The organism is Parafrankia colletiae (assembly GCF_001854655.1).
GTDB classification, from domain to species: Bacteria; Actinomycetota; Actinomycetes; order Frankiales; family Frankiaceae; genus Parafrankia; species Parafrankia colletiae.
The window spans coordinates 191,262-217,833 of the sequence record NZ_MBLM01000152.1 but is presented as its reverse complement, the minus strand read 5'-3'; the positions used below and the strand labels follow the sequence as shown (position 1 = coordinate 217,833).

24 protein-coding genes are annotated in these 26,572 nt (G+C 74.0%); 12 read left to right on the top strand and 12 right to left on the bottom strand.

What is annotated here, in order from left to right; translation table 11 throughout:
- Nucleotides 1-11 precede the first annotated feature (11 nt).
- A complete protein-coding gene (locus CC117_RS27765; protein ID WP_071089255.1) occupies nt 12-791 on the top strand; it encodes an endonuclease/exonuclease/phosphatase family protein in 780 nt (259 codons plus the stop codon).
- Here the strand turns inward: CC117_RS27765 and CC117_RS27760 are convergent.
- Both CC117_RS27760 and CC117_RS27755 read right to left on the bottom strand, forming a co-directional pair.
- Nucleotides 788-4,159: an ATP-dependent DNA helicase gene (locus tag CC117_RS27760; protein WP_084132902.1), complete on the bottom strand. Its 3,372-nt coding sequence runs from the start codon at nt 4,157-4,159 to the stop codon at nt 788-790. The genes CC117_RS27765 and CC117_RS27760 overlap by 4 nt on opposite strands.
- Nucleotides 4,156-7,587, bottom strand: a complete 3,432-nt coding sequence (locus CC117_RS27755) for an ATP-dependent helicase (protein WP_241830496.1) — start codon at nt 7,585-7,587, stop codon at nt 4,156-4,158. Before CC117_RS27755 ends, CC117_RS27760 begins: the two co-directional genes overlap by 4 nt.
- 257 nt (nt 7,588-7,844) lie before the next feature.
- Here CC117_RS27755 and CC117_RS27750 point away from each other — a divergent pair, with 257 nt between their 5' ends.
- Nucleotides 7,845-8,651, top strand: coding sequence for an SDR family NAD(P)-dependent oxidoreductase (locus tag CC117_RS27750; protein ID WP_084132900.1), 807 nt, complete (start codon nt 7,845-7,847; stop codon nt 8,649-8,651).
- Here CC117_RS27750 and CC117_RS27745 read toward each other — a convergent pair.
- The 3 genes from CC117_RS27745 to ku form a co-directional block, all read right to left on the bottom strand.
- Nucleotides 8,598-8,951, bottom strand: a complete 354-nt coding sequence (locus tag CC117_RS27745; protein WP_071089250.1) for an MGMT family protein — start codon at nt 8,949-8,951, stop codon at nt 8,598-8,600. The genes CC117_RS27750 and CC117_RS27745 overlap by 54 nt on opposite strands.
- A 116-nt stretch (nt 8,952-9,067) precedes the next feature.
- Nucleotides 9,068-10,240: an adenylyltransferase/sulfurtransferase MoeZ gene (gene moeZ / locus CC117_RS27740; protein ID WP_071089248.1), complete on the bottom strand. Its 1,173-nt coding sequence runs from the start codon at nt 10,238-10,240 to the stop codon at nt 9,068-9,070.
- 241 nt (nt 10,241-10,481) lie between these two features.
- The gene (ku, locus tag CC117_RS27735) at nt 10,482-11,525 is read right to left on the bottom strand and encodes a non-homologous end joining protein Ku (protein ID WP_084132898.1); all 1,044 of its coding nucleotides are present in this window, start codon (nt 11,523-11,525) and stop codon (nt 10,482-10,484) included.
- A 233-nt stretch (nt 11,526-11,758) separates the two neighbouring features.
- Here ku and CC117_RS27730 point away from each other — a divergent pair, with 233 nt between their 5' ends.
- From CC117_RS27730 to CC117_RS27720, 3 genes are all read left to right on the top strand, one after another.
- A complete protein-coding gene (locus CC117_RS27730; protein ID WP_071089246.1) occupies nt 11,759-11,971 on the top strand; it encodes a hypothetical protein in 213 nt (70 codons plus the stop codon).
- 165 nt (nt 11,972-12,136) lie between these two features.
- Nucleotides 12,137-12,802, top strand: coding sequence for a TetR/AcrR family transcriptional regulator (locus CC117_RS27725; RefSeq protein WP_407673592.1), 666 nt, complete (start codon nt 12,137-12,139; stop codon nt 12,800-12,802).
- Nucleotides 12,803-12,996: 194 nt separating this feature from the next.
- Nucleotides 12,997-13,224, top strand: coding sequence for a DUF3107 domain-containing protein (locus CC117_RS27720; RefSeq protein WP_071089244.1), 228 nt, complete (start codon nt 12,997-12,999; stop codon nt 13,222-13,224).
- A 113-nt stretch (nt 13,225-13,337) separates the two neighbouring features.
- Here CC117_RS27720 and CC117_RS27715 read toward each other — a convergent pair whose 3' ends face one another.
- On the bottom strand, nt 13,338-14,099 hold the full coding sequence (locus tag CC117_RS27715; protein ID WP_071089566.1) for a ferritin-like fold-containing protein: 762 nt from the start codon (nt 14,097-14,099) through the stop codon (nt 13,338-13,340).
- Between the two features lie 682 nt (nt 14,100-14,781).
- Here CC117_RS27715 and CC117_RS27710 point away from each other — a divergent pair.
- On the top strand, nt 14,782-16,524 hold the full coding sequence (locus tag CC117_RS27710; protein WP_071089562.1) for a DEAD/DEAH box helicase: 1,743 nt from the start codon (nt 14,782-14,784) through the stop codon (nt 16,522-16,524).
- A 51-nt stretch (nt 16,525-16,575) separates the two neighbouring features.
- Here CC117_RS27710 and CC117_RS27705 read toward each other — a convergent pair whose 3' ends face one another.
- Together CC117_RS27705 and CC117_RS27700 are read right to left on the bottom strand one after the other, a co-directional pair.
- Nucleotides 16,576-17,064 (bottom strand): hypothetical protein, encoded by a 489-nt coding sequence (locus tag CC117_RS27705; RefSeq protein WP_071089242.1) that lies wholly within the window; start codon nt 17,062-17,064, stop codon nt 16,576-16,578.
- Nucleotides 17,061-17,975 carry a ParA family protein gene (locus CC117_RS27700; RefSeq protein ID WP_071089240.1) on the bottom strand — a complete coding sequence of 305 codons (915 nt, stop codon included), beginning with the start codon at nt 17,973-17,975 and terminating at the stop codon, nt 17,061-17,063. Before CC117_RS27700 ends, CC117_RS27705 begins: the two co-directional genes overlap by 4 nt.
- A 239-nt stretch (nt 17,976-18,214) precedes the next feature.
- Here CC117_RS27700 and CC117_RS27695 point away from each other — a divergent pair, with 239 nt between their 5' ends.
- Together CC117_RS27695 and CC117_RS27690 are read left to right on the top strand one after the other, a co-directional pair.
- A complete protein-coding gene (locus tag CC117_RS27695) occupies nt 18,215-19,708 on the top strand; it encodes a hemolysin family protein (RefSeq protein ID WP_071089238.1) in 1,494 nt (497 codons plus the stop codon).
- On the top strand, nt 19,705-20,796 hold the full coding sequence (locus CC117_RS27690; RefSeq protein WP_071089236.1) for a hemolysin family protein: 1,092 nt from the start codon (nt 19,705-19,707) through the stop codon (nt 20,794-20,796). The genes CC117_RS27695 and CC117_RS27690 overlap by 4 nt, the downstream gene beginning before the upstream one ends.
- A 129-nt stretch (nt 20,797-20,925) precedes the next feature.
- Here the strand turns inward: CC117_RS27690 and CC117_RS27685 are convergent, their stop codons facing one another.
- Entirely contained in the window at nt 20,926-21,342 is a 417-nt protein-coding gene (locus tag CC117_RS27685) for an antibiotic biosynthesis monooxygenase family protein (RefSeq protein ID WP_071089234.1), read from the bottom strand.
- 180 nt (nt 21,343-21,522) lie between these two features.
- Here CC117_RS27685 and CC117_RS27680 point away from each other — a divergent pair, with 180 nt between their 5' ends.
- A complete protein-coding gene (locus CC117_RS27680) occupies nt 21,523-22,293 on the top strand; it encodes a hypothetical protein (RefSeq protein WP_071089232.1) in 771 nt (256 codons plus the stop codon).
- Between the two features lies 1 nt (nt 22,294).
- Here CC117_RS27680 and CC117_RS37635 read toward each other — a convergent pair whose 3' ends face one another.
- A complete protein-coding gene (locus tag CC117_RS37635) occupies nt 22,295-23,032 on the bottom strand; it encodes a hypothetical protein (protein WP_198542002.1) in 738 nt (245 codons plus the stop codon).
- A gap of 342 nt (nt 23,033-23,374) precedes the next feature.
- Here CC117_RS37635 and CC117_RS27670 point away from each other — a divergent pair, with 342 nt between their 5' ends.
- Nucleotides 23,375-24,274 carry a helix-turn-helix domain-containing protein gene (locus CC117_RS27670; RefSeq protein ID WP_071089229.1) on the top strand — a complete coding sequence of 300 codons (900 nt, stop codon included), beginning with the start codon at nt 23,375-23,377 and terminating at the stop codon, nt 24,272-24,274.
- Nucleotides 24,246-24,467 (top strand): DUF397 domain-containing protein, encoded by a 222-nt coding sequence (locus CC117_RS35360; protein WP_084132894.1) that lies wholly within the window; start codon nt 24,246-24,248, stop codon nt 24,465-24,467. Before CC117_RS27670 ends, CC117_RS35360 begins: the two co-directional genes overlap by 29 nt.
- Before the next feature lie 202 nt (nt 24,468-24,669).
- Here the strand turns inward: CC117_RS35360 and CC117_RS27665 are convergent, their stop codons facing one another.
- Nucleotides 24,670-24,897 (bottom strand): DUF397 domain-containing protein, encoded by a 228-nt coding sequence (locus tag CC117_RS27665; protein WP_071089227.1) that lies wholly within the window; start codon nt 24,895-24,897, stop codon nt 24,670-24,672.
- A gap of 167 nt (nt 24,898-25,064) precedes the next feature.
- Nucleotides 25,065-25,895 (bottom strand): RecB family exonuclease, encoded by an 831-nt coding sequence (locus tag CC117_RS27660; protein ID WP_071089225.1) that lies wholly within the window; start codon nt 25,893-25,895, stop codon nt 25,065-25,067.
- A 332-nt stretch (nt 25,896-26,227) separates the two neighbouring features.
- Between CC117_RS27660 and CC117_RS27655 the strand changes: the two genes are divergently transcribed.
- A complete protein-coding gene (locus CC117_RS27655; protein ID WP_071089223.1) occupies nt 26,228-26,569 on the top strand; it encodes a chorismate mutase in 342 nt (113 codons plus the stop codon).
- Nucleotides 26,570-26,572 lie beyond the last annotated feature (3 nt).

Genomic DNA, 26,572 nt, shown 5'->3' with positions numbered 1-26,572 from the left:
CCGTCCGTACCGTGCGGGTGGGTTCGTTCAACGCGATGCACGGCCTGTCCCTCGCCGACGGCCGGGTCGAGGTGGACCGCTTCACCGCCGCGATCGCCGATCTGGACTGCGACATCCTCGGCCTGCAGGAGATGGACCTCGCCCAGCCGCGTTCCGGCGGCGGCGACCTGGCGGCCACCGCCGCGGCCGCGCTGGGTGCCGCCGACAGTGGCTGGCGCTTCGCCCCCACCGTCTACGGGACTCCGGGGCACAGCTGGCGGCCGGCCGAGGGGGTCCGGGCCGACGGCGAACCCGCCTACGGCATCGCCCTGGTCAGCCGGTTGCCGGTACGCCGCTGGTGGGTGCTGCCGCTCGGCCGGGCGCCGGTGCGCGCGCCGATCCTGGTCCCCGGCGGATCACGGCGGGCGCGCCTGATCCTGTTCGATGACGAGCCGCGGGTGGCACTGGCGGCCGTCGTCGAGACCCCCGCCGGGCCGCTGACCGTGGTGACGACCCACCTGTCGTTCGCGCCGGGCTGGAACGCCGTCCAGCTGCGCCGGCTGGTCGGGCTGCTGCGCGGCCTCGACGGCCCGGTGCTGCTGCTCGGGGACCTGAACCTGCCCGGCCGGCTGCCGACCGCGCTCACCGGCTGGCGGCGCCTCGCCGCCCACCGCACCTACCCGGCCCACGCGCCCCGGGTACAGCTCGACCACATGCTGGCCCGGGGCCCGGTGGGGCCGGTCACGGCGACCGAGGCGCGCCGCACCGCGGTCTCCGACCACCTCGCGCTGCTCGCCGACATCCGCCGCTAGGGGTCGTTTCGGCGACCGGACAGCAGCGCGACGATCTCGGTCTCGCCCAGCAGGGCCGGGCGGACGATCTCGCCGGAGGTGACGTAGAAGTAGGACGCCTCGACGTCCGCCACGGGCACCCCGCGCACCCGGGCCCAGGCGACCCGGTAGACGGAGAGCTGGGTCGGGTCCGCGGGCTCCGAGCCGGTCTTCCAGTCGACGACCTCCCAGCGGCCGCCGCCCAGGTCGTAGACGGCGTCGATCCGCCCACGCACGGCACGCCCGCCGATCATCACCTCGAACGGGGCCTCGACGGCGAACGGCCGGCGCGCCCCGTACGGCCCGACCAGGAAGGCCTCCTGCAGGCGGGACAGGTCGTGGTCGTCCAGGGTCGCGGCGTCGGCAGCGTCGGGGAGGTCCTCCACATCGATCAGCGGCCGCTGGTCGAAGATCTCCTCCACCCAGGCGTGGAAACGGGTGCCGCGGCGGGCCTGCGGCACCGGCCGGCGCGGCACCGGCCGGGCCAGGTCGCGGGCGAACTCGGCCGGGTCGGCGCGCATCCGCACGATCTCGGACGCCGTCAGACTGGCTGGCAGGGCGACGTCCCGGACGGGGCTGCGGGCGGCGCGTTCCTCGGCGAGCAGCAGCGCGGCCTCGCGGTCGAACTCGGCGAGCTGCGCCCGTTCCCGGGCGGTCATCCCGGCCAGGTCGTCCGGCGGCGGTGCCTGGCCGGCGCGGAGCAGCTCCAGGGCCTGCCGGACGGCGTCCGCGGCCGCCTGCCGGCGCGCGAACGCGACCGGTTCGTAGGGCACCGGCCAGACGAACTCCGGCGGGACGGCCAGCTCGGGGTTCCCGCCCGGCGGCGGTTCGGCAGCCCAGACGTCCACCTGCCCGTGGCCGGCCGCGGCATGGTCGTGCAGCTCGGTGAGGAACACGGAGGGACCACGCCGGGTGCGCTGGGTGGGCCCCCACCAGTGGCCGCTGCCGAGCAGCACCGACTTCGCCCGGGTGAAGGCGACGTAGGCCAGCCGGCGCTCCTCGCGTTCCTGGTAGCCCCGGCAGTCCTCGTCGAAGGCCGCCAGCGCGGCCTTCGAGTCGCCGACCGTGTAGGACGGCAGCTCGTCCGCGTCGCCGCGCAGCGGAGTCGGCAGCGCGCCGGGCGAGGTCGTCCACCTGTCCCGCACGGTGAGGTCGGGGAAGACCCGCCGGCTCAGATCCGGCACCGCGACGACCTCCCATTCGAGGCCCTTCGCCCGGTGCACCGTCATGAGCGCGACAGCGTCCGCGCCGGTCGGGCCGGTGATGTCCAGGCCCCGCTCGTGCTCGCGGGCGGCCCGCAGGAAGGCGAGGAACGACGTCAGCGAGTTCGGGCCGTCGGGATCGTCGAAGTCGGCGGCGGCGTCCAGGAAGGACGCCAGGTTCTCCCGCCGGCGGGCCGCGACCGCCTTCGGGCTGGCGGCGAGCTCGACATCCAGGCCGATCGTGGAGATCACCCGGTGCAGCAGGTCGAGCAGGCCGTCACCGACGTGCGCGCGTAGCGCCGCCAGCTCGGCTCCGAGGCGAGCCACCCGCTCCCGCCCCGGCGCGGAGATCTCGTCTCCGGCGTCGAGGAGGGCGTCCGCGAGCGAGACGACGTCGCACGGATCAACACCCGCGACGGCCTCGGCCAGCGGATCGGTGCCGTCCCGCGCGACCTCGGCACGGTCCGTCGCCGCCCCGCCGACGGCCAGCAGGCCGCGGGCCCGGCGGCCGAGCGCCGCCAGGTCACGCGGCCCGAGCCGCACCCGCGGGCCGGTGAGCAGCCGGACGAGCGCCGCGTTCGCGATCGGCGAGTCGAGCACCTCCAGGACGGTGACGACGTCGGCGACCTCCGGCAGGTCCAGCAGGCCGGCGAGGCCGACGACCTCGACGGGCAGCCCGGCCGCCGTCAGCGCCGTGTGCAGCGCTCGGACATCCGACCGGGCCCGCACCAGCACAGCCATGTTCCCGGGCTTCTCCCCCGCCGCGACCAGCTCCGCCAGCCTGGCGGCGACCCAGGCGACCTCCTGCGCCCAGCTCCCGTGCAGCGCCACCAGGGTCCGCCCGGCCCCGACCACGTCGGCCCGGGGCCGCAGCTCCACGACGTGGTGGCGCGCCCGCAACGGGGCGGCGACGTCGTTCGCGAGAACGAGCAGCCGGCCGCCGCTGCGCTGGTTCACCGACAGCCGGTAGCGGGCGGCCGGCGAGCCGTCGGCGCGCGGGAAGTGCTCCGGGAAGTTGTCGAGGTTCGCGACCGAGGCCCCGCGCCAGCCGTAGATCGCCTGACAGGGGTCGCCGACCGCGGTCACCGGATGGCCGTCGCCGAACAGGCCCGCCAGCATCGTCCGCTGGGCCACGGAGGTGTCCTGGTACTCGTCCAGCAGCACGACGCCGGCCCGCTGCCGCTCGGCGGCGCCCACCTGCGGGATGTCGCGCGCCAGCCGGGCGGCGAAGGTGACCTGGTCACCGAAGTCGAGGACGTCACGCGCCCGCCGGGCGGCCCGGTAGTCGGCAACCAGCCCGGCGAGCTCGCGCCGCGCCCGCGCGGTGGACGCCATCCGGCGCAGCTCCTTGCGCAGCGTCTTCGTCCCCGGTCGCAGCGCGGCCGATGCCAGCGCAGCCAGTGCGCGCTCGAACATGCCGGCGTCAAAGGCCATCAGGTCGTCCGCGGAGACCAGGTGCTCGCTCATCTCGCCGTCCAGGGCGACGAGGTCGGCGACGAGGGCTGGCAGCGACCGGCTCAGCACCTCCACCCGCCCGCGGTGGGCGCGGGCGACCCGGGCGGCGAGCTGGTAGCGGGCCGCCGCGACGAGCATCCGGGTGTCCGGCTCGAGGCCGAGCCGCAGCGCGTGCTCGCCGACGAGCCGGCCTGCATAGGCATGGTAGGTGCTGATCGTCGGCTCGTCCGCGCCCGCCGCGTCGTCCTGGGCACCGGCAGGCCCGGCAGGCCCGGCGGAGTCGGCAGACCCGGCGGAGTCGGCAGCGCCGGCAAGCCCGGTCGTGCGGCCAGGGTCGGTGCCGCCGGCGCGGCGCAGCGCCGTGCGCACCCGTCCGGCCAGCTCGGCAGCCGCCTTGTTCGTGAAGGTGAGGCCCAGCACGCGGCCCGGCTCGACCTGCCGGGTGGCCACCAGCCAGACCACCCGGGCGGCCATCACAGACGTCTTCCCCGAACCGGCCCCGGCGATGACGACAGCCGGCTCCAGCGGTGCGGTCGCCGCCRCGAGCTGTTCGTCGGTGTAGGGCACGCCGAGCAGCTCGCGGAGGTCCTCGGGGTCGAGCCGGGGTGCGGTGACCTCACCGTCCCCACCGCCGGACGGTGAGCCGAAGCCGGGGAGCGCCTGCTGCGCGCCTGTGCCGACGACGCCGGTCAATCGATCACCTGCTCTCCCTCCGGCCGCGCCGGGCAGCACCGACGGAACGAACACATGGTGCACGCATCGCCCGGAACCGGCTGGAACGACTCGGTGGTGACGGTCTCCACGGCGGTCTCGAGCAGGTCGTCGATCCACGCCCGCCCGGCGGGAAGCGCCTCCTGACGCTGCACCTCGGGCGGCGCGGGTTCCTCCCCGGGCAGGCGGGGCCCCAGGCTCTCCCCGCCCGTGTCCCGCCGGAGCTGAACCAGCTCCGCCCCGCCCGGCACCGCTGCCGCCGGACCGGACGGCTCACCACCACCGGCCGGCTCACCACCACCGGACGGGCCGTCACCACCGGACGGGCCGTCACCACCGGACGGGCCGTCACCACCGGACGGGCCGTCACCACCGGACGGGCCGTCGCGGTGGCGGGCCTCGTCGAGCACCTGGTCGAGCGCACCCTCCCGGACGGCGAGCTGGTAGCTCCCGAGCTGGGCGTGGGTCTGCAGGTCGCGCCGGCTGGGCGCCGCGCGGCCCGTCTTGAAGTCGACGACGTGCACCCGGCCGGCGTCGTCGAGTTCGACCCGGTCGATGAAACCGCGCAGCCGGACCACCCGGCCGGCCACCTCCAGGTCGCAGGAGAAGCGCACCTCGGAGGCCACAACCTCGCGCCGACGGGCGGCGTGCCAGTCCAGGAAGCGACGCAGCGCCTCACGGGCGGCGGACCGCTCCTGCTCGGACCGCCACCGCGCGTCGAACTCCAGGTGCCGCCACACCAGGTCGAGCCGGGCGTCGAGGGCGTCCATCGACGGGGGGGTGCGGCCGCTCGACACCTCGTCGGCGAGGGCGTGCACCACCTTGCCGAAGCCCTGCGCCGCCGAGGCCGCCTCGGCCGCGTTCGCCTCATGCTCGAGGAACCAGCGCAGGCCACATGCGGCCAGGCTCGACAGTGAGGACCCGGAGAGCCGGATCGGACCGTCCGGCGGAACGACCGGCACCGGCGAGGTGGTGACGTCCACCAGCCCCCACCACCGCCTGGGGTCGGCGGCGGGGACCAGCGGGCGCCCGGCCCCGTCCCCGGTGGCCGCGAGTGCGGCGAGGCGCACCGCGGCCGCGGCCCGCACGGCCGCCGAGGCCTCCGGGTCGACGGTCAGCCGGCGCAGCGCGGCGACCAGGCCGACCAGCGTGAGCGGCCGGGCCGGGCGGACACGGACGTTCTCCACCTGCACGCCCAGCTCGCCGAGAAACCGGCTGGGCTGCTCCCCGTCGTCGTCGGCGCCGTCCACCGCCGTCACCACGAGCCGCCGGCGGGCCCGGGTGATCGCCACATAGAACAGGCGGCGCTCGTCGGCGAGCAGCTCCTCCCTGGTCCGCGGCGCCCGGACGCCCCCACCGCCGCGCCGCGGGGTGTCGAGGGTCTCGGCGGCGAGCAACGTGTGCCGCGCCCGCAGGTCGGGCCAGACGCCGTCCTGCACCCCGCAGACGACCACGACCTCCCACTCCAGGCCCTTGGAGCGGTGTGCGGTCAGCAGCCGCACGGTTGCCGGGCGGCCGGCCCGGGCGGTCTCCGTGTCCGGCGCGATCTGCTGCCGGGTGAGCTCGCCGACGACGGAGGCCACACCGAAACCGGGCCCGCGCCGCTCACCGAGGCGGCCCACCGCCTCGAACAGCGCCACCACAGCGTCGAGATCACGGTCGGCCGACCGGCCAGCGGCCCCGCCGGCCGCCGAGACGCGCTCCAGCCTGGGGCCCCATTCGCTGGCTGTCCACAGTGTCCACAGCGCGTCCTCGGGGGCGGCACCGCGGCGCAGCTCGGCGCGCACGGCCCGCAGCAGGCGCCCGAGCCGGCGGGCCGGGGCCGCGATGTCGTCCGGGATCGTGAGCAGCATCCGCTCCGGGTCCGCCACCGCCGCGCGCAGCAGCTCGGCGGACGACGCCGCTGTCCCCGCCAGCAGGCCCGCAGGGCTGGCCGTGTCGGCAGAGGACTCCGTGTCAGCAGAAGGCTTCCCCTCGTCGGCAGAGCTGTCCATGCCGGCGGCGCGAGCCGCCGCGTCGAAGGCCCGCAGCTCGCGGCCGAGCGCACGCAGACCGGCCGGGTCGGCACCGCCCAGCGGCGAGGTGAGCAACGCACGCGCCGTCTCCGGCGTCAGGTGGACGGACGGCTCGTCCGCGCAGCGCAGCGCCGTCAGGAGCAGCTGGGCGGCCGGCTCCCGCGCGGCCGGCAGGTCGCCGCCCGCGACGCTCACCGGGACCCCGGAGGCCGTCAGCACCCGCCGCAGCAGTCCGAGGCCCGCGGTGGAGCGCACCAGGACGGCCATGCCGTCCCAGCCGACGCCGTTCTCCAGATGCTCCCGCCGCAGCACCTCGGCGATGGCCTCCGCCTCGGCGCCCGCCGTGGGGTAGGTGATGGCCGCGACCTGGCCGGGGCCGGTGGTGCTCCCCGCCGGAACGAGATCGCGGTGCGCGCGGATGTACCGGACGGGCAGACCCGCCGACGGGAGCCGGGCCGCCACCCGGCGGCTGGCCGCGAGCGGCGCCGGGGCCATCCGACGGCAGCGGCGCAGCGCCGTGACCTGGGCGGGCGAGCCGTCCCCGTGCGGGAAGCGGGCCGTGAAGTCGAGCAGGCCGCGCACCTCCGCCCCGCGGAAGGAGTAGATCGCCTGGTCGGGGTCACCGAAGACGACCAGGTCCCCRCCCCCACCGGCGACGGCGGTGAGCAGCCGCTCCTGCGCCGGGTCGGTGTCCTGGTACTCGTCGACGAAGACCGCCCGGTAGCGACGACGCAGGGCGGCGAGGACGTCCGCGTCGCCGGCAAGGGTGGCCGCACTGTGCACCAGGTCGGCGTAGTCGATCGCGCCTTCGGCGCCGAGGGCGTCCAGATAGTCGCCGTAGAACTCGGCCACGGCCGCCCAGTCGGCCCGGCCCGTCCGCCGGCCGATCCGGGCGAGCGCCGGCGGGTCGACGCCGACCTCCCGGGCCCGGGCCATGAGCATCCGGACCTCCTCGGCGAAGCCGCGGGTGGTCAGCGCGGCGGCAAGTGCGTCGGGCCAGACGGGACGCCCCAGTTCCCGCGAGCCTTCGAGCAGGTCGCGTAGCCGGGCGTCCTGCTCGGGGCCGGACAGCAGCCTGAAGCCGCCGAGCGGGGTGTCGGCGCCGTGGGCACGCAGCAGCGCGAGGCACCACGCGTGGAACGTCCAGGCCGGCGGGCCGACGGCACCCGCCCCGAGCCGGACGGCGAACCGTTCCCGCAGGTGGCGGGCGGCCCGGCGGCTGAATGTGAGCACCAGCAGCGAGGCCGGGTCGGCACCCGCCTCGACGCGCCGGGCGACCGCTTCGACCAGTGTCGTCGTCTTCCCCGTGCCGGGCCCGGCGAGGACCAGGAGGGGACCACCGGCGTGTCCCACCACCTCGGCCTGCGCACCGTCCAACACGATGGGTGACGCCATCGGCGCCGGCGGTGCCACCAGACGGAACGATCGCCTGGACAGGTGGCGGGTGACGGGCGGCACGGTGACCACGCCGCACAGCACATCACGACGCTCTGACAAGATCGCCAACGCATGGCGCGGGAACGCGGGCCGCACTGCCGCGGAGCCTGCGCCGCGGCGCAGGGACACTTGGAGCAGCAAAGATGAGCACGAATAGCACTAAAGGCGGCGAATCGGATGCCTCGCGTGCCGCCGACATGACACCTTCCCCCGATATGAGTGAAGGCACTGAAGGCACGACACGCCCGGCAGGCACCGATCGGGCCGCGTCCGCGGGGCAGTCGGCACGCGAGGAGCACGCGGGCCAGGTCGCGTTCGTGACCGGCGCCGCGGCCGGGATCGGGGCCGCCTGCGCACGCCGGCTCGCCGCCGCCGGTGCCTTCGTCGTCCTCGCCGACCAGGACATCGCCACGGCGAAGGACGTCGCCGCCCAGATCGAGGGCGCCGGTGGCGGTGCCCTCGTCCTGGAGGTGAACGTCGCCGACCCGGAGTCGGTGCTGGGCGCCGTCCGGACCACCGTGGAACTCCAGGGCCGCCTTGACCTGGCGGTCAACAACGCCGGCGTGGCCACCGACCGGGCACCGCTGGAGGACACCCCGCTGTCCGACTGGGACAGGGTGCTCGCGGTGAATCTCTCCGGGGTCTTCTACAGCCTGCGGGCGGAGATCCCGGCGATGCTCGCGAACGGCGGCGGCTCGATCGTCAACATGGCCTCCGTGCTGGGCACCGTCGGCCTCCAGGGAACCCCCGCCTACGTGGCCGCCAAGCACGGCGTCATCGGCCTGACCAGGGTGGCGGCGCTGGACAACGCGACTCGCAACATCCGGGTCAACGCGGTGGCACCCGGGTTCATCGACACCGGGATGGTCCACGGGCAGCGCGGCGCACGGTTCTTCCAGCCGACGAACCGGCTGGGAACCGCCGACGAGGTCGCCGAGGTCGTCAGCTTCCTGCTGTCGCCCCGGGCCTCACTGGTCACCGGCAGCGTCTACTCGGCCGACGGCGGATTCACCGCTCGCTGACGCCATCGCCCCAGCTTCCCCGGCCTCCCCGTCCCAGCGGGCGCGGGCGAGGTCGACCCGGTCGCCGCTGCGGCCCAGTGGCGTGCCGTCGGCCTGCAGCCGCCGCAGGGCCTCAGCCGGTGCGCTCGGGTTGGGCTCCCCGGACGCCCGGATCACGCGGTGCCACGGGACGTCGTCCTCGTCGCCGAACCGGGCCAGGACGGTTCCCACCGTGCGCGCGGTGCCGGCACCGACGTACTCGGCGACGTCCCCGTAGGTCATGACCCTGCCCGCGGGGATACGCGCGACGGTGTCCAGCACGGCCAGCGTGTAGGGGGTCGGCGCGCCGCCGGCGTGGATCCGCGCCGCGGCGACGGGCCCGGGCCCGAAGCCAGAAGCTTCGGGCCCGGACCCGGTCCGCCCACCTGTGGGGGCGGTCAGTAGACCGGCAGGGTCTTGTCCACCTGGGTGGCCCAGGCGGTCACCCCGCCCTGGACGTRCACGGCCGAGGAGAAACCGGCCGCCTTCAGGGTCGCCAGCGCCTCGGCGGAGCGCACACCGCTCTTGCAGTAGACGACGACCCGTCGGTCCTGCGGCAGCTCCGACAGGTGCGCCGGCAGCTCCCCCTTGGGGATCAGGCGCGCGCCGGGAATCCGCACGATCTCCCACTCGGCGGGCTCGCGGACGTCGACCAGCTCGATCGGCTCCCCACCGTCCAGGATGCCCTTCAGCTCGGCGGCGGTGATCGTCGAACCGGAGGCGGCCTGCTGGGCCTCCTCGGAGACCACACCGCAGAACGCCTCGTAGTCGATGAGCTCGGTGATCGACGGGTTCTTGCCGCACAACGGGCACTCCGGGTCCTTGCGGACCTTGATGGAGCGGTAGGACATCTCCAGGGCGTCGTAGACCATCAGCCGGCCGACGAGCGGCTCGCCGACCCCGGTCAGCAGCTTGATCGCCTCCGTGGTCTGGATCGACCCGATCGAGGCGCACAGCACCCCGAGCACGCCACCCTCGGCGCAGGACGGGACCATCCCCGGCGGCGGCGGCTCCGGGTACAGGCAGCGGTAGCAGGGGCCGTGCTCGGCCCAGAAGACGCTCGCCTGCCCGTCGAACCGGTAGATCGAGCCCCAGACGTACGGCTTGCCCAGCAGCACAGCGGCGTCGTTGACCAGGTAGCGCGTCGCGAAGTTGTCCGTGCCGTCGACGATCAGGTCGTACTGGCTGAAGATCTCCTTCACGTTGGAGGTGTCCAGCCGGGTCTCGTGGATCACGACGTTCACATACGGGTTGATCTCGCGGACGGCGTCACGCGCCGACTCGGCCTTGCTGCGGCCGACGTCCGACTGCCCGTGGATGATCTGCCGCTGCAGGTTCGACTCGTCCACGACATCGAACTCGACGATGCCCAGCGTGCCGACACCCGCCGCCGCCAGGTACATCAGCGTCGGCGAACCGAGGCCGCCGGCGCCCACGGCGAGCACCCTGGCGTTCTTGAGCCGCTTCTGCCCGTCCATCGCGACGTCGGGGATGATCAGATGTCGCGAGTACCGGCGGACCTCGTCGACGGTCAGCCCCTCGGCGGGGGAGACCAGGGGCGGTAGTGACACGTTGCTCCTCGCCTTCTGAAGTCTTACCACCCGACGATGCCACAGCCGCCCGCTCCGGCAGCCATGATCGACGGCTCGCGTGACCCCGGGCTGGCCACACCGCGGCCGGCACCCGAGGTCCTCCCCCGGTGCAGCGCATGCCGGCGGCACGATGTTCCCGCCGGTCGGGTTCCCACCCGCCGGTGTTCTCGCCCACCGGTGTTCCCGCTCACCGAGCCGGGAACCCACGCTCCGGGAGGCGTCAGGCCGAGCGGCGGGTGGAGCGCGGGCCTGCGCCGTTCTCCGCGGCCACCTCCGGCTTCTTCTTCGCTCTCGTGCTCGTACGCGTGCTCGCCTTCGTGCTGCCCGCCTTCACCCCGCCCGTCCCGCTCTTCGTACCGCCCGTCCCGCTCTTCGTACCGCCGCTCCTGGCACCAGTACTCCTCGCACCGCCGCTCCTGGCACCCGCGCCGCCGTGGCTCGCCCGGCTCCTTCGTGCCGCCGGCGTGGCGCCGACGGAGCCTTCCTCCCGCCCCTGCCGGGCAGCCTCGATGCTCGCCCGCAGCGCCGCCATCAGGTCATCCGCCGGCCCGGCGGACTCCYCCCCTGCCGCGGGGCCGGCGACCTCCCGGCCGGCGATCTTGGCCTCGATGACGGCCTGCAGCGCCTCGCGGTACCCGTCGCGGAACCTGGTCGGGTCGAAGTCGGCGGCGAGGGTATCGATCAGCGACGTCGTCATCGCCAGCTCCTGCGGCCGGACGTCCACGTCGTCGGACAGGAAGTCGAACTCGGGCTCGCGTACCTCGTCCGGCCACAGCATCGTCTCCAGGACGAACACGTCGTCCCGGACCCGCAGGGTGGCGAGCTGCTCGCGCTGACGCAGCGCGACCTTCACCAGCGCGACCCGCCCCGAGCCGGCGAGCGCGTCCCGCAGCAGGACGTACGGCCTGACGCCCAGGAGGTCCGGCTCGAGGTAGTAGCTCTTCGCGAAGTAGATGGGGTCGACCTGGTCGAGGGGCACGAACTCCAGGACGTCGATGGCACGGGACGTCGTCAGGGGCAGGCTGGCGAAGTCCTCGTCGGTCAGGACGACCGTCTCGCCGTCGGGCAGCTCGTAGCCCTTGGCGATGTCCGCGTACTGGACCTCCACGCCGTCGCTCTCGGCCACCCGCCGGTACCGGATCCGCACGCCGTCCGAACGCCTGACCTGGTGGAACGAGACGTCCCGTTCCTGGGTGGCGGGGTACAGGCGGACCGGGATCGACACCAGGCCGAACGAGATCGCACCTTTCCAGATCGCACGCATGCCCCGCCCCTCACGTCACATCAACACAATGATGTCCCACCGGACACCCATGGGAAAGTCGACGGGTCGACCCGTGTATCGGCGTCGCCGACGGCGGGTATCGGGGACTGGCGGCCAAACGGTGGCCAGCTGGGCCGCGCAAACGCCACCGACAACGTCACCGACAGGCCACGGACAAGGCCACCGACAAGGCCACGGACGAGTCCACCGACGAGCGATGAGGGAGCGACGCGATGGGGTCATCGACCGAGCGGCTGCTGGACGTCCCGGACGCGGACGCCGCCGAGCAGTCCCGGGACCTGCGCCCGCCGTCCGCCGGGGAGGGCGAGGGCCAGGCCGCCGACACCTCGCCCGGCACCGGCGGCGACGCAGCCGAGGCCGACGAGTTCGACGCGGCCGAACAGCGCCTCGTGGTCGAGCAGGACGACGAGGAGGAATACCGGTAGACCGGGCCGACGGAGCGGGGGGAGCCGGGTGGTCCGGGCGCAGTGGTGGGCAACGGGAGGATCGAGGCCCGGGCGCGGGTAGTGTTGGCACGATGTCGACGTGGCTGCGCACCGACGGCCCGCGTGTGTTCGACGGACGCCGGTGATCTGCCAGGAGGTGCGCGGGTGACAGCCGAACCTGTGACGCCCGGACCTGCGGCGTCGCCGTCGCGCCCGGGTAGGACGCCCCGGCTGCCTCGTACCGCCCGGCGCTTCCAGCTCCTGGGCGCGGCCAGGGAGGTCTTCGTCGCCCAGGGCTACCACGCGGCGGCGATGGACGAGATCGCCGAGCGGGCCGGCGTCAGCAAGCCCGTCCTCTACCAGCACTTCCCCGGCAAGCTCGACCTCTATCTGGCGCTGCTGGACGAGCACTCGGAGCGGCTGATCTCGGCCGTGCGGGCGGCGCTCGCCTCGACGTCCGACAACCACGTGCGCGTCGAGCGGTCGGTCCGGGCGTACTTCGACTTCGTCAGCGACCCGAGCGGCGCGCACCAGCTCGTCCTGGAGTCCGACCTGCGCAGTGAGCCCGCCGTGCGGCAGCGGGTCGAGGACAACTTCGCCCAGTGTGTGCGTGCCATCGCCGCCACCATCGTCGCGGACACCGGCCTCGGCCAGGACGAGGCCGACCTGCTCGCGGTCGGGCTGGTCGGCCAGGCCGAGTCGGGGGCACGCTGGTGGCTGCTGCGCGGTGCCGCGATATCGAAGGAGCGCGCCGTGGAGCAGCTGGTGGAGCTGGCCTGGCGCGGGATCGCCGGGTACCCCCGTCAGGTGCCCCCCGCCGAGAGCGCGTAGCGCCGGTCACAGCCCTGGTCCCCGGTACCGATCCGCCTGGTGGCGGTGGCATCGGCGTGTGCCGGGAGCGAACAGCGGTCCCGCGGGCCCGTCCCGGGGCCGGAAGGCCATAGTGTGGGCGCTGATCGTCCGACGGAGGCAGCCGTCACCGTCGGCACGCGCCCCAGCAAACTCGACCACGCGGAGGTCATCGAGTGGAGGTCAAGATCGGGATCAAGCAGGTCGGTCGCGAGCTGGTACTGGAGAGCAGCCAGTCACCGGAGGCGGTCGCCGCGCTGATCGACGAGGCGGTCGGCGGCAAGACCGGACTTCTCACCCTCGTGGACGAGAAGGGGCGCCGGGTCGTCGTCCCGGTCGACGCGCTCGCCTACGTCGAGATCGCCGAGTCCGAGTCTCGCCGGGTCGGTTTCGGCACCGCCTGACAGCGGCATGAGCCGGCTGGCCGCCGCCGTGACGCTGGCCGCGGTCAGCCGGACACACCCGGCCGGAGCACACCCGGTCAGGCCCGGAGCCGGAGCACATCCGAGCCCGGAGCTCAGGCGGAGAGGCCGAGGGCGGACATCCGCCGGCCGTGCGCGGCCATGATGCGGTTGAAGATGGCGGCGATCTGCTCCAGGTCACCGACCCCGGCGAGCAGGCTCGTCAGCGCGTCCCGGTCGACCGCGACCCGCTGGGCCTGCGTCAGCGCCTCGCCGACCAGACGGCGCGCCCACAGCGCGAGGCGGCCGGCGACCGCCGGGTTGCTGTCGATGGCGGCGCGCACCCGGTCGACGGCGAAGGCCGCGTGGCCGGCGTCGGCGAGCACGCTCAGGACCAGTGCCTGCGGGCCCGGCTCGAGCCGGCCGGCGATCTCCCGGTAGAAGTCCGCCGCGATGCTGTCGCCCACGTAGGCCTTGACGAGGCTTTCCAGCCAGTCCGACGGGGCCGTCAGGTTGTGGAAGGCCGTCAGCGCGGGCACGAACGGCGTCATCGCCTGCTCCATGTCCACGCCGAGCCGGGTCAGTTCCCGCTCGATGGCCTCGAAATGCGCGAACTCGGCCGCCGCCATCCGGCCCAGTGCGATCTTGTCGGCCAGGGCCGGGGCCATCCGGGCGTCCGTCGCCATCCGCTCGAAGGCGGTCAGCTCACCGAACGCCAGCAGACCCAGCAGGTCGACGAGGGCGGGGTCCGCCGCTTCAGGTATGACGGGCTCTCCGGCGGCGTCGGCCGTGGGCGCGGCGGCACGAGTGCCGGCGTTCGTCCCGGCGTTCGCGTCGGTGGGAACGGATCCGGTGCGGGTCTGCGAAGTCTGCGCCACAGCGTGATTCTGGCACCTCCAGGTGCTCCGCCCGTCGCGTCTGTCCGCGGCGGCGCCCCGGGTCCGTGGCCTGCGGATGCCGGTGGCCGCCAGGAGTCGCCCGGGCGTCGACCAGACGCCGATCCAGACGTCGATCCAGACGTCGATCCAGACGTCGACCAGGAGTCGACCAGACGTCGGCGCAGGGCCGACCAGGAGTCGATCGGGCCTGATCGGGGGCCGGTCGGAGTGGTGTCCGAGAGATGTCAGCGACCGTTGCCGGACGGGTCGGCGACGGCGGAAGCCGTGCCGCGGGGCACCCACAACCACGAAATCCGGCGGCCGTCGGGCCTGCCCGGCAACGACTTCGTGGGCCAACGAAGCCGGGAACCTTGCAATATCACACCCACTCGGGGCGGGACACGGGTTATCCTGGGCTCAGCCGGTGGTCATCACACCACCCAGCCAACAGGCCGCTGATCGACTGACGCCGCCCCGGGGAATCGGGCCGCTGGCGCCGCGCGGCGAATCGCGAGCGGGTTCAGCGAACGGACACCGCTCAGAGCAGACCAGGAGTGTCCCGCTGTCCGTCACAGACACACCATCGACCGACACTGAAACCACCAGCCCCACCGAAGCCGTCAGCGAGTCCCCGGCCGGCCTGACAGACCAGGCCCCGGAGCAGGCTCCGCAGGAGGCCCCGCTGTTCGCCGAGATCGGCGTTCGCGCGGAGACCGTTGCGGCACTCGCCGAGGTCGGCATCCTCCGGCCGTTCGCCATCCAGGCGCTGACTCTCCCGCTGGCTCTCGCCCGTACCGACATCATCGGGCAGGCGCRCACCGGCACCGGCAAGACCCTCGCCTTCGGTATCCCCGTCGTCCAGGTCGCCACGGCCAAGGACGAGGGTGCGACCGGGCGTCCGCAGGCCCTCGTCGTCGTTCCCACCCGTGAGCTGTGCGTGCAGGTCACCGCGGACATCGCCCGCGCCGGCCTCGGCCGCGCGCTGCGGGTGCTGGCGGTGTACGGCGGCCGTGCCTACGAGCCGCAGCTCAGCGCGCTGCGTGCCGGCGTCGACATCGTCGTCGGCACGCCGGGCCGGCTGCTCGACCTGGCCCGGCAGAAGGTGCTCGACCTCAGCGAGGTCCGCACCCTGATCCTCGACGAGGCCGACGAGATGCTCGACCTCGGCTTCCTGCCGGACGTCGAGCGCATCATCGCGTTCCTGCCGGCCGACCGGCACACGATGTTGTTCTCCGCGACGATGCCCGGCCCGGTCATCTCGCTGGCCCGCCGGTTCATGACCCGGCCGGTGCACGTCCGCGCCGAGCAGCCGGACGAGGGCAGGACCGTCCCGAACACCCAGCAGCACGTCTTCCGCGCCCACGCGCTGGACAAGATGGAGGTGCTGGCCCGCCTCCTCCAGGCGGCGGACCGTGGCCTCGCCATGGTCTTCGTCCGCACCCGCCGCACGGCGGACAAGGTGGCCGAGGACCTGGCCCGGCGCGGCTTCGCCGCCGCCGCCGTCCACGGCGATCTCGGCCAGGGCCAGCGTGAGCAGGCCCTGCGCGCCTTCCGCGCCGGCAAGGTCGACGTGCTCGTCGCCACCGACGTCGCCGCCCGCGGCATCGACATCGGTGGCGTCACCCACGTCGTGAACTACCAGTGCCCCGAGGACGAGAACGTCTACCTGCACCGCATCGGCCGCACCGGCCGGGCTGGCGGCAGCGGCGTCGCGATCACCTTCGTGGACTGGGACGACCTCCCCCGGTGGACGCTGGTGAACCGCGCGCTGGCGCTGCCGTTCGAGGAGCCGCTGGAGACCTACTCCACCTCGGCGCACCTGTTCGAGCTGCTGGGGATCCCGGCCGAGGTGAAGGGCACGCTGCCGCACGCCGCCCGCACCCGGGCCGGGCTCGCCGCCGAGGAGGTCGAGGACCTCGGCGGCGGTGGCCGGCGCGGCAGCCGGCAGCGCACCCGCGAGCGCGGCACCGAGGAGCAGCCGGTCCGTCCCGCGGCGCGCACCCGCGTACGCCAGCGCACCCGCGGTGCCGGCGCTGCCGCCGCGGCGAGCGGGCTCAGCGTGGCCGGAGCCGACGGGGCGCCCGGCGACCCGAGCGTGGACGCCGGTCCCGACGCCGACGTGACGGATCTGGCCGGCGCTCCGGCCGGTGGCGTCACCGACGGTTCCGTCGCCGAGGTCCATGTGCTGGGCAGCGAGACGACCGTGCGGCACGACACCGGGTCCGCGGAGGCGGACGAGGACGGTCTCGACCTCGCCTCCACCGATCCGTCCGCCGAGCCGGCCCGCCGGCGCCGCCGACGCCGCGGCGGGCGCGGGCGCGGCACCGGCTCCGTCACCGTTCGCGACACCGGCTCGGAGCCGGGCAGCGACGGCGACGTCGGTTCCGACGCCGACGACCACGCCCCCCGGGCCGAATCCGCCTGACACCCGCACGAAACCGCAGGGCCCCGGTGATGTCCGGGGCCCTGCGGCATGTCAGGGCCTGGTGCGCAGCGCAAGCCGCACCCAGCTGGCCCGTCCGCAGGCCGGGCAGCGCAGGAGCGACGGGTGTCGCAGCGGCAACGGCAGGTGCATGCTCGGGGTGAGTACCAGGAGCGCTCTCCACAGGCCGACCGCGCTGCTGCGACCGCAGCGGGAACAGGCGATGGCGAGTGTCGGCCGCCGGTTCCCGGGCGGCCGTACCCCGCTGTAGAGGGCTCGCTTGCCGTGCGCGTCACGGCCGATCGAGGCCCCGCGCCCGTGGGCACTGTCGGTCGCCGGCATTTCGACGACCCGCTCCCGCAGCGGCACGGGCCTGGATGCGGGGATGCCGGCCCCGCCCCGCCCGGCGCCGCCCCGCCCGGTTCCACTCGCCGTCCCGTCCGTGCGGGCACGGCCGGTGTCCTGCCCGGACGCGCTGCGGATACCCCCCGCCGTCCCCCGCGGGCGCAGGCGCTCGAAGCCTGCCGACGCGCGCGGGTTCATACCGGCGCGCCGGACACGGCGGCGTCCGGCCCGACAGTCCGCGCGGGCGGGCGGGCCATGGGGGGCACCGGTAGCCGCACATCGGGCAACCGCGGCGGCCCGCCCCGGCCAGGACCGGTGCCAGGACCGGTGCCAGGAGCGGCGCCGGTGCCGGAGCCCTGTCCGGCGATGGCGCGGGCATGCGCCCGGTACGCCTCCGCCCCTTTCGAACGGGACGCGGTGGTGAGGATCGAGCGGCCCAGACCGGGTGCCTCGGCGAAACGCACCGACCGGGCGATCGGCGGCTCGAGGATCGTGACCTCGTAGCGCGTGGCGACGTCCAGCACGACGGCGCGGCTGTGCGCGGTACGCGCGTCGAACAGGGTGGGCAGGACCCCACGGACCCGCAGCCGCGGGTTCGTCAGCCGCTGGACGTCCGCGACCGTGTCGAGCAGCTGCCCGACCCCGCGGTGGGAGAGCGTCTCGCACTGCAGCGGGATGACGACCTCGTCCGCGGCCGTCAGCCCGTTGATGGTCAGGACGCCGAGCGACGGGGGGCAGTCGACGAGGACGAAGTCGTACTGGTCGGCGACCTCGTCGAGGGCGAGGCGAAGCACGTGCTCCCGCCCGGTGCGGGAAAGCAGAATCGCCTCGCAGCCGGCCAGCTCGATGGTGGCGGGCAGCAGATCGGCGCCGTCGGGCGTCGGGCGGGTGACGATCCCGGCGGGCAGCCGACCGAGGAGCACGTCATGGACGGAGAGTTCCAGCGCGTCGGGGTCGAGGCCGAGGGAGAAGGTCAGGCACGCCTGCGGGTCGAGGTCCACCAGCAGGACACGCTGGCCGAGCTCGCTCAACGCGGCGCCGAGGCTCGCCACCGACGTGGTCTTGGCCACGCCACCCTTCTGGTTGGCTACAGCGAGGACCCGGGCCACACCGACCAGTGTGGCAACTGGAACAGCCTGACCACAACACTATGTGTGACCGAGTCTTGCGCAGGCGACAACCGTGGGGACGAACCCGCCCAAGCGGGGACGCGCCAAGGGTGCCTTTCGTGAGATCTCCGGAGCATTGGTGCCGCGAGCCGTGTTCCGGGCGCTACCGGGGGGCAGGGCCCTTCCGGGGCAGCGCGCACAGCGCACACCCGCCAGGCCGACCAGAGGGAGCCATCAGCATGCTTGAGGCCGCCGGCTATCTGCTCGTGGCCGTGCTCCTGATCGCCGGCAACGCACTGTTCGTCGCGGCCGAGTTCGCGCTGGTGGCCGTCGAGCCGCACCAGGTCGCCGAGGACGCCGAGGCGGGCGAGCGCCGCGCCGGCGTCGTGCTGGGGGCGGTACGGTCGCTGTCGTTCCAGCTCTCCGGCGCCCAGCTGGGTATCACAGCGACGTCCCTTGCCGTCGGCTATCTCGCCGAGCCAGCCATCGCCACCCTGCTGCGGCCGCCGCTGGAGGCGATCGGGCTGCCGACGGCACCGAGCGGGCTCGTCGCCATCGCCCTGGCCCTGGTGCTGGCGACCGTGACGCAGATGGTCTTCGGCGAGCTGGTCCCGAAGAACTGGGCGATCTCCGAGCCGGTACGGGTCGCCCGGGCGGTCGCGCCGGCGCAGGTGCTGTTCTCCCGGGTGTTCCGGCCCCTGATCAGCCTGCTCAACGGGGCCGCGAACGTGCTGGTGAGGGCAGTGGGCGTCGAGCCGCAGGACGAGCTGCGCACCGGTCGTTCCTCCGAGGAGCTGGGATCGATCGTGGCGTCGTCCGCCGAGCACGGGACGCTCCCGGTCACGACAGCCTCCCTGCTGAGCAGATCACTGCGGTTCGGTGACCGCCGCGCCTCGGACGTCATGACTCCCCGGATGCGGACCGTGTTCGTCCACGCCGACACGTCCCTCACGGAGCTGCTCGGGCTCGCCGAGCGGACCGGCCTGTCCCGCTTCCCCGTCCTGCGCGCCGGGCGGGGCACCACCCCCCGCGGCGGGCTGGCCTCGGCGGGCACACCCGCAGCCACCAGCGAGACCACGAGCACGGGCGGGTCTGCCGGGGCGCACGGCGACGACGCGGCCGGCGACGACGCCAACGCCGGCGACAGCAGGAACGACGGAGACGCCTACGACGTGATCGGTGTTGTCCACGTCAAGGACGCGTTCCGGGYGCCCCCGGCGGAACGCCCCCGACGCGGCGTCGCGGAGTTCATGGTCGARCCACTTCTGGTCCCCGCGTCGCTGCACTGCGAGGTCCTGCTGCACCGCCTGCGGCGCGGCGGCCTCCAGCTCGCCGTCGTGATCGACGAGTACGGCGGGATGGACGGCATCGTGACCATGGAGGATCTCGTCGAGGAACTGGTCGGCGAGGTCGACGACGAGCACGATCGGCCGGCGTCGCCGGACGTGGTGGCCCTCTCCGCCGGCCAGTGGCTGCTGTCCGGCCTGCTGCGCCTGGACGAGGTGCGGGAGGAGACCGGCATCAGCCTGCCCGACGGCCCGTACGAGACCGTCGGCGGCCTCGTCCTGGCCCGGCTCGGCCGCCTCGGGAAGCCGCAGGACGTCGCGGTCGTGGACCACAACGAGCTCGTCGTCGTCGCGGTCGACGGCCGCCGCATCGACCGCGTCCGCCTCGTCGCCGCGCCGACCGCCGCGACTGCCGCGACCGCCGCGGGCCGGGCGGACCACCGATGAACCTGCTGGCCCTCGCCGCCGGGCTGCTCCTGCTCGCCGGGAACGCCTTCTTCGTCGGGGCCGAGTTCGCGCTGATCTCGGCGCGCCGTGACCGCGTCGAACCGCTCGTCGACAGCGGCGACAAGCGCGCGGCCGCCGTCCTGGCGCACATGGAGCACCTCTCCCCCATGCTCGCCGCCACTCAGCTCGGCATCACCGTGTGCTCGCTGGCGCTGGGCTCCGTCGCCGAGCCGGCGATGGCCCACCTGCTGGAGTCGGGCCTGGACGCCGCCCACGTTCCGTCCGACGCCCAGCATGTGATCGCGTTCGCGATCGCCCTGCTCATCGTCGTCTCGCTGCACATGGTCCTCGGCGAGATGGTCCCGAAGAACCTCTCCATCGCCGGGCCGGAGCGCGCCGCGCTCTGGCTGGGCCCGCCCCTGTTCGCGTTCGCTCGCGTCACGCGCCCGTTCATCATGTTTCTGAACGCCTTCGCGAACACGATCCTGCGGCTGCTGCGCGTCGATCCGCAGGACGAGCTGGCCTCCGCCTACACCCCGCAGGAACTGGGGGCGCTGATCGGGCAGTCCCGGCAGGAGGGCCTGCTGCACCCGGGCGAGCACGAGCTCCTCACACACGCCCTGGAACTGTCCGGCCGCACCGCCCGCTCGGTGATGGTGCCGCTCGCGGACACCGTGACCGTCCCGTGGACGGTGACGGCCACCGAGCTGGAGCGGATGGTGGCCGAAACCGGGTTCTCCCGCTTCCCGGTCCGTGCCGACGCCGAGCTGGCCGGCTTCCTGCACGCGAAGGACGTCCTGGGGATTCCGGCGGAGGCCCGGGACGAGCCGCTGCCGCCTCGCCGCCTGCGCCCGATGGCGCGGATACCCGTGGACCTGAACCTCGACGAGGTGCTGCGGCTCATGCAGCGGACGAGAAGCCATCTCGGCCGCGCCGTGGACGCGACCGGCGCCACTCTCGGCGTCGTGGCGATGGAGGACGTCGTGGAGGAGTTCGTCGGTGAGGTCGAGGACGCGAGCCATCGCGATGCCGACGCCGCGGACACCGCCGACGCCGACACCGCCGACGCCGCCGGCCCCTGGCAGTGAGAACCCACCTCCGGCTCCGGGTTCGGCCCGCGACCGCCGTCCCGGCCGGGCCCGCGGAGCAGGCGAGCCCGGCCGCTCAGACGAGCGCGACCCGGACGGTGTGGATCGGGTACAACCCGTCGTGCCTGGTCAGCCCGCGGCCGGCGCGGCGCTCTGGACGACCTCGAACGACCACAGGGTGGCCCCGCTTGCGGCCGGCCCGCCGTGGCCCGGCTGGCCGCCGTGACCGCCCGAGGCACCGTTTCCGGCCGGGGCGCCTGTGGGCGCTCCGCCGGGATGGCCGTGGGCCCCAGGCGCGGCCTCGGCGCCCGCGGCCCGGTGCCCCTCGCTGAAGGCCATCGAGGACTGCCACTTCTGGAAGTCCTCCTCGCTGCGCCAACGGGTGTAGACGAGGTAGGTGTCGGTTCCCTCCAGGGGCCGCAGGAGCTCGAACCACTCGAACCCGTCGGCCTTCTCCACCATCCCGGCGCGGCCGGCGAACCGCGACTCCAACGTCTCCCGCATCGCCGGGGGAACCGTCAGGACATTGATCTTCACGACACTCATATCCGCAACGGTAGTGCGCGGCGGCACGCCGCGGCGGTGCCGGCCCCACGACCGTCCCATGCCTGTCGGGCTGGAGACCGCGCCGGCGGCGGTGGCGACACGTGCGGGAGACCCGCGTCTCCGCCGGTGCCCGGGAGGCCCCGCCACCACCGCCGGCAGTGGTCACTACAGTCGGCGGACGTGTCCCGTCTCCCCCGCCTCGCCGTGCTCATCGAGGCCGGCGTTGTTTCCCAGGCCCCGTCTTCCCAGGGCCCGTCCCGCGCGAGCGCGGAGCCGCAGGCACTCGGTTACGCCGGGGCGGCCGCGCTCGTCTCCCTCGTCGACAGCGGACTGGACGCGATCGCCGTGGTCGCGGGTGGCGCCGGCCTGGCAGCCCGCGCGGCAGCCCGGGAGCTTGGTGAGTTCGGCCTCGTCGACCGGCTCACTGTGCTGCCGGAGCCGCTCGTACTGCGCGCCGGGCCCGGCGGACGCCGCCCCTWCACCGTGCTGGGTGGCGCACCGCAGCACGGGCCGGAGCAGCTGCCCGATCAGGACGCGGTTGTGCTGGTCGGCCGGCCCGCCGCCATCGGGCCGGTGCGCTGGGACACCCCGGCTGGACCGCCACCGCCGCCCGAGCTCGTCCGCGGAGCCGGTGGTTTCTTCGGTGGTGTCTTCCACCCCGAGCTGGAGGGCGTGTTCCGGGTCTCACCCGATCCCGAGCTGGCCGGGCCGCAGGGACGGTGGATCGGCGAGTACGTACGGGGGCGGTACCTGCTCCCGCCCCGTTCGGTGATGGTGTGCGGCGCCGGGCGGCTCGCGGGCCTTCCTGGGCGAGGCGGACTGGTCTCGAGGTCGGACGGGCGGGCTGCCAGCCGGCGCTACCTGAAGGCGCTCGCCAAGGAGATACGCCGAGGACACGACCGCGCGTCCCGCGCCGGTTACCCGCTGCCCGTCCCCGCCGGCCAGGCCTGAATCAGCCCGGCCGCCGCCGGGGACCCGGAGCTTCCGGATTCGGCGTCACCTCCACCGCGGGCTGCGCGGGCGCCGAAGCCGGCCCGGCAGCCGCGGCAGCCTCGGCGGCGGCGGTGACGTACACCGGCGGCGGCTCGGGCTGGCGGCGCCAGACCGAGAGCTGGCACAGGCCAGGCTCGACGGTCCAGGTGCGGCCGTCGAGGTGGTCCTCGATGCGGAGGGGAAGCCGCGCCCCGGGTTCGGCGGCCCGGCGGTGCCCCCAGGCGTGGGCGGCGTCCCAGCTCTCGAAGACGCCCACGAACTGGTCGTCCCCGTCGAACACCTGGTAGTGGCAGGCCTCGGCGACCGAGCGGTCGATCTCGGCACCGCCCCGGCCGCCGCCCACCGCCCCAGCGGTTCCCCCCGCCTCAGCCAGCCGGGCCCGGGCCGCACCGGCTGCGCCAGCCGACCCGGCCCGGCCCACCGGCCCGGCGGCGCCCGCGGTGTGCGCTGGACCCGCGGTGTGCGCTGGACCCGCGGCTCGCGGGACACCCGCCGAACGCACCCCGAGGGGCCCGTCAGGACCCGCGAACACCGATCCGACGAATCCGCTGGACCTCGATCCGGTCGCCCCCGCCGCGTGGGCGCCTACCCAGCCCTCCATCACGATCACCCCGTCCACCAGCGACGACGCCCCGAGAGGCGGGCCAACCTGGCCACCAAAAGCAAGATACCGGACACTCAGTGTCAGACGGGCCATGTGATCGGCGCACATGCATTCACCATGATTGTGCATCCATTGTTCCAAGGCTCTGGCAACTTATGCTGAGATCATGACCCTCAGGCTACATTGGCATGCAAACCGTTATATTCAGCAAACTATTTAAACTGACACAAACTCGTGGTAACCCCACGGCGGCGGAGACCGCTCCCCGTTTGGTGTGCTCAGCTCCGTTCGACGTGCGTCCCGCGGGTATGYGCCGGCACCGTCGAAAACACCGCGACACGGGGTGTTCCGGCCAGGTGTATGCCCCGGCCGGGCAACAGCCGCGCGCAGGGATGACGCGCAAAGCACCCACGAAAACAGCCACAGAGAGGCACCATGTCCGAGCTCACCATCGGGGGAAGTCCCACAGTGCGCCGCCGGCGGCTCGGCGCCGAGCTCCGCCGGCTACGCGAGCAGGCCGGCCTGTCCGCGGACGACGCCGCACGCCACCTGGAATGCTCGCCGTCGAAGATCAGCCGGGTCGAGACCGGGCGGACCCCGGCACGCATCCGCGATGTTCGCGACCTGCTCGACCTCTACGGGCTCCACGACACTCCCGAACGGGAGACCCTGCTGGACCTGGTGCGCCAGTCGAAGGAGCAGGGCTGGTGGCAGTCGTTCGGGGATGCGGTTCCGGAGTGGCTGGAGACTCTGATCGGCTTGGAGGGCGACGCCGACACCATCCTCACCTACGAGTCCGTGCTGGTCCCCGGGCTGCTGCAGACCGAGGAGTACGCACGCGCCCTCGCACTGGACTTCGACCGGGACGGCTCACCGACCGACGCCGAGCGCACGGTGGCGCTCAAGCGGGAGCGGCAGAAGCGGCGCGGTCAGAGCGGCCGGCCGCTGGTCCACGCGCTCCTCGACGAGGCGGTCCTGCGCCGGCCGGTGGGCGGGCCGGACGTCCTGCGCGGGCAGCTGGAACACCTGCTCGCGGAGGCGGCCCGTGGGCGCGTCATCATCCAGGTGATCCCGTTCCAGGCCGGCGGCTACCCGGCCCAGGGCTTTCCGTTTACTCTTTTCGAGTTCCCCGACACGCGGGACCAGCCCGTGGTCTATCTGGAAGCTCTCTCCGGCGCGGTCTACCTGGAAAAGGCGCACGAGGTGCGCCGCTATAAGGTCGCGTTCGAGAAACTGCGGGCCTGCTCTCTCGGTCCTGACGAGGCAGGTGCCATGATCATGCGCATAGTCGAGAAGGTGAAACAGGGTGAAGGCATACACGGCCAGCGGCGGTAAGGGTGGCTTCGAGTCTCTCCACTGGAGGACGAGCAGCCACAGCCAGCCGCGCGGGAACTGTGTCGAATGGGCACCCGGAACGGGTTCCGCGTACGTTCGCGACTCCAAGGACCGCACCGGAGGCACTCTTGAGTTCTCCGAGCGGTCGTGGTCGTCGTTCGTCAGCGCCATCCGCGCCGGCGACCTGGCCTGACGGAGCCAGCCGGGACTGATCAGCCCGCCGTCCGGCTCATCGCGGTGCCTCCCGAGGGCCGCGATCGGCCGGCGGCGAGGCACGGCTCCTCGACGCAGGCCGCAGCCACCGACGCAGACCGCAGCCACCTGTGCCGGCGTCGGCACTGGCCACGACGCCGACGACGCCTCCGAGGCGCCCGAGGCCCCGGAACCTGCTGCCGTCAGATCGTCAGGTCGAACTCGCCGTCGGCGAGTCCGGCGATGAAGTCGTCCCACTCCGCGTCGGTGAACAGCAGGACAGGGCCGACCGGCCGGTCGGAGTCCCGCATCGCCATGCCGCCAGGGATCCGCGCCACCTCCACGCGGTTGGGCTCATCGCCCTCCGGACGTGCCGAACGCCACGACGCGGTGGCGAGGTCGCGATGGGAGAGATCGAACTTGCGCGGCACCGGAACAGCCCCTGACCTGTCTGAAACGGACATCTGGACCCAGCCACCGGGCGGCGAGCGACACGCCCCGGACCGCGTCACCCCTATGGACAAGGGTAGAAGGCGCGGCACCTGACACCGGGTAGGAGCATCGGCGCGTCACTCGCCGGCATCAACCTGCCACCCGGTCACTCGCCCAGCCCGGCCCAGGGCTCGCGGTCGGGTGTGACCTCCCGCCCCTGCGGGCAGTGCCGCCGGAAGTCGCACCAGGAACACAGCGTGCCGGGCCGGGGCGGGAAGGCCACGTCGCGGTCGGCGCCGGCCCGCAGCCGGTCGGTCGCCTCGGTGATGTCCCGCGCCACGGACTCGGCGCGCCGCACATGACGGGCCAGCGACTCCTCGGTGTGCTCGGCGGCTGCGACCGACCCGGTCGGCAGATGGTGCAGCTCCACCCGGCGGCACGGGGTGCGCAGCATCCGCCCGGCAGCGAGCGCGTACAGGGCCAGCGCGGACGAGCCGCGGGCGTCGGCGTTGTCGAGGGGGCGCCGGCCCGTCTTGTAGTCGACCACAACGAGCTCACCGCCGCGCTCGTCGAGGCGGTCGACGCGGCCGTGGAAGGCCAGCTGCTCTGTCCGGGTCGCCACCTGGCGCTCGACCGCGCGCGGCTCGGYCGCCGGGTCGAGACCGGCGGTGTACCCCTCCACCATCGCGGCTGCGCGCTCCCGCCAGGCCGCGGACTGTGCGCTGTCGCGGAAGCCGTCCTCGATCCAGGCCGTCCGCAGCAGGGAGCCGGCGCGCTCCGGCGTGCGGGCCGGAAGTGGCACCTCCCACCAGCGGTGCAGCGTGTTGTGCACGCTGATACCCAGGGACGTGTGCGCCCACGGCGGGCCCTTGGGTGGGGCCGGCCGATCCAGGTAGATCATCCGGTACTTCCGCGGGCAGTCCTCGAACGCCGCCAGGCGGGACGGGGTGCAGGAGAACAGCCGACGGGGCATCCCGGCCAGTTCCATCTGGTCCATCAGCCGATCATCTCATCGCCGTGACTCGCGCCAGGTCTCACATACATACCTTCTGGACGGCGCGAACCCCGCCTGGCATGCTCGGTCCATGCGGTTCGGTGGATCTCAGGCGCGCGTGACGGCGCTGCCGACCGGGACCGCACCACGGGCCGGGCGCGGGCGGCCGGTGGCCGGTCGGGTCGGCCCTCGTCCACCGCGAACGTTTTATGGGGGCCGGGTACGGTCCCCGCACTGCCGCTGATCCCACGCGGCTCCGCGCCAGACCACAGCCCGGCAACCCCCGGGCCCTTCGTGGCGCGGGTAACGCCGAGCCCTACCGAAGGGCCCCCACCGTGACGAACGTCGTCGACGCCTCCAGCTCCGCCGCCGCGGCCGGCGATGCCGCGCCTGCCGAGCCCGAGACGGCCRCCGCGCCCGCCGCCGTGCCGACCATCTCCTCCATCGACGAGGGTCGACACCTCATCGATGACATCGACGCCAGGCTGCGCGCGCTGGTGAGCACCCGCAAGGAGCTGTCCCGCCAGGTACAGGCCCTGCGGGCCGAGGCCGGCGGGCCGCGGGTACAGCACGGGCGCGAGAACGCGATCATCTCCTCGTGGGCGGACGAGCTCGGCCCCCGGGGAGCCGAGATCGCGCTCGCCGTGCTGACCCTCTGCCGCGGCAACCTCCCGTAGGCC